The organism is Geminicoccus flavidas, from assembly GCF_009806515.1.
GTDB classification, from domain to species: Bacteria; Pseudomonadota; Alphaproteobacteria; order Geminicoccales; family Geminicoccaceae; genus Geminicoccus; species Geminicoccus flavidus.
The window spans coordinates 1-2,837 of the sequence record NZ_WUJP01000865.1 but is presented as its reverse complement, the minus strand read 5'-3'; the positions used below and the strand labels follow the sequence as shown (position 1 = coordinate 2,837).

The window sequence follows — 2,837 nt, the reverse complement described above, 5'->3', positions numbered from 1 at the left end:
CCCGTCGGCGACCAGGGCGAAGCGGGCGTCGTCCACCGCGTCGGCGGGCTCGGGCGCGGCGTAGGGGCCGGTGGCGGAGCGCTCCAGGAGCACGGTGTCGAAGGCCAGCACCACCCGGTGGGTGTTGCCGTCCTCGTCGGGCCGCTCCTGCCGGCGGACATAGAGCCTGCCCCAGTTGGTGGGCCCATTGTCGAAGCTGGGCCCGCCCTGGCCCACCGGCTCCTTCTGCCGGAAGAACGGCAGCGGCAGCCAGATCCCGTCAAACACGTCGAGTGCCCGGCTGGCCCGATATTCGTAGACGCCGTCGTCCGGCGCCACGCGCCCGTCGGGCTCGCCCTCGACCAGGTAGCGCCAGTCGCCGTCGGCGGCCTCGTACAGGGGATGGAGGACGAAGCGCGGCGCCTCGCCCGGGGATTCCTCGCCGCCCGGTGCCGCCTGATGCCAGAAGTGCCCGGTCAGCCGCGCGATCCGCGCCTCGTTCAATCCGAAGTCCAGGAACTGAATCCCGGTGTTCATCACGAGGCTGGTAACTTCCGGAAAATGAACGAGCTTCTTCAACATCCAGCCTGTCTCATGGAATGCTGAACTCATACATGGAGCGACGCTCCCCCGGAAGGACGCTTCCCTCGATCAGCCGCTCGTCCTCGCCCACGCGCACCCGCAGCACGAACGGCACCGGCCCGCTGCCGGGCGGGCGGCTCTTGAAATTGTGGACCTCGATCCGATAGCGGCCGGGCGGCGGCTTGGCCGGCCAGCTCACGTTCTCGATCGGGTTGGCGCTCAGCGCGTCGTCCGCCACGTTGGCATCCACGTCGAGCCTCGCTCGCCCGCAGCGCGCCTGCGGCTGCCCGTCGAGCTGGAAGTCGACCATCGTGCCGTTCGGGCAATAGACCCGCAGGTCGAGATCGCACGCCGCCTGCCATTGTAGGGTGACGGTGGCCGGCCCCACCGTGCCGCCGGCCTGCGTCACTGCCTGGTCGAGCCTGGCGATCCGGCTGCGCTGCTCCCGCGCGTCGCCTTGCGGCTCCGGCTCGGGCGTGAGGCCACCCATCGGCGCCACCGGCCGCGACTGCCTCGGCGCCTGCGCCGCAGCGGGCGCCGGACCGCCCGGGATCGGCTCGCAGCGGGGCAGTGCCGCTACCTGCTGCTGCAGGGCATGGAGCTGCCGTTCCAGATCTTCGCCCTCACGACGCAACTCGGCCAGGCCGGCGTCCGGGGCTTGGCAGGCCGCCAGGAACGGAACCAGCACGCCGCAGGTCGGCAGGAGTGCGAGCACGATGGCGACCAGGAGCGCACCCAGCAGCAGCGCCCAGGGCCACAGGCGCGGGCGGCTCCGCGGCGCCGTTGCCGCGTCTGGCCCCGCAGCCTCCGGCCCGGGCGCTTCAGACCGGGCCTCCATCAGGACCCGCGGCCCAGGCCGCGGCCATGGCGGCTCCTCTCGCGGCTCCTCGCATGGCTCGGCCGAGGCCTCCTGGCCGGGCGCGTCCGGTGCCGGGTCGCCCGCACTCGCCAGGTCAGGGTCCGGCCCGGGGGAGGGTGCAGGAGCGGATGGCGAAGGAGGCGGCACCGGCGTCACGACGTCCGGATCGCCATCCGGTGGCGGGCCGCCGGGTGCCGGTTCTGCCGGTGGCTGGGGCAGGTGCAGGCGCAGCGCCTCGCCGCGCAGAAAATCCTCGAGGGCGGCAAGCGGCGGGTCGGGCACGTCGTCGCGCGTTCCCCAGTTCACCAGCACCGGCTCGTCGCCCGAGGTCGTGCGGATGGCGAACAGGATCTCGCGGTCGGCGAGCGGGCCCGGGAACGACATCAGCCGGTCCAGCGTCTCGCCCAGGCGCCGCTGCGCGGGCTGGCCGGACGCCTTGAGCTCGGCCACCTTCGCCCGCATCGCCGCGAGCCGCTCCTCCACCGTCCGGATCAGCGCGCGCTTGGCCGTGTCGTGCAGGCGGCGATACTCTACCACCTCGCCCTCGGGCTCGGCGAACCAGCTCGTGGTCCCCTCGCCCGGCACGGGCTCCGCGAACAACCGGGCGTAAGGATCGCCCAGATTGCTGCGCAGCGCGGCGTCGATCTCGTGCCAGGATTCCTGGATGCGCCGCCCGCCAATACCGAGCGGACGCAGGCCGGCGAACGTCGTCTCGCAGACGAACTGCCGGTTCATGGCTGGCCTTCCAGCCGGTTCGGCCGGCACAGGTCGGAGGCGACCGCCACCTCGACGCCGGCCTCGGCCAGGAAGGTCGCCAGCGCGTCGGTGGCGAGCGCATAGCTCATCTGGGCGGCCTGCTCGCGCTCGGTGCGGACGAAGGTGTTCATGCCGACCACCCGGCCGCACTGGTCGACCAGCGGCCCGCCGCTGTTGCCGCCCGAGACGGAGGCGGTGTGCAGGATCAAGGGCGTGCCAGCCGGCGACTGCCGCGCCGTGACCACGCCCTGGCTCACCGCCATCTCCGGCACGGCCGACCGATCGCCGGCCCGAAGCCGGCGGAAGCCGGCATCGGTGTCCATGACCAGCTTCGGGAAGCCGGCGGCCACCACGTTCTGCAGGCGGTCGGCGGGGGCGGCCAAGCTGAGCCTAGCCTCGTCGCCACCGTTCTCGACCTCCAGCAGTGCGAAGTCCGGCCCGCCGATCTCGACCTTGGGTGAGCGCGCCAGCAGCCTGGCCCGGGTGGCGCGGTTGAGCGCCTTGCTGGTGACCCAGATCTCGCTGGCCGGCGGGTCGCCCACCACATGGAGGTTGGTGACCACCAGGCCCGGGGCCACGAAGAAGCCGGTGCCGAACCCGCTGCCCTCCCGCTGGCCGCCGCGCGCCAGCACCAGCACGGTGGCCGCGTCCAGGAGGTCGG

Annotated in this window: 3 protein-coding genes; all 3 read right to left on the bottom strand. The window is 73.0% G+C overall.

All coding sequences use genetic code 11. From position 1 onward, the window contains the following. A partial coding sequence (locus EQG76_RS24760) for a virulence factor SrfB (RefSeq protein WP_200841094.1) occupies positions 1-561 on the bottom strand: 561 nt, incomplete at its 3' end. 10 nt (positions 562-571) lie between these two features. Next, positions 572-2,155 (bottom strand): hypothetical protein, encoded by a 1,584-nt coding sequence (locus tag EQG76_RS24755; protein ID WP_159717279.1) that lies wholly within the window; start codon positions 2,153-2,155, stop codon positions 572-574. Beyond that, positions 2,152-2,837, bottom strand: a 686-nt coding sequence (locus EQG76_RS24750) for a S1 family peptidase (RefSeq protein ID WP_159717278.1), incomplete at its 5' end; no start/stop codon positions are given. The genes EQG76_RS24750 and EQG76_RS24755, both read right to left, overlap by 4 nt.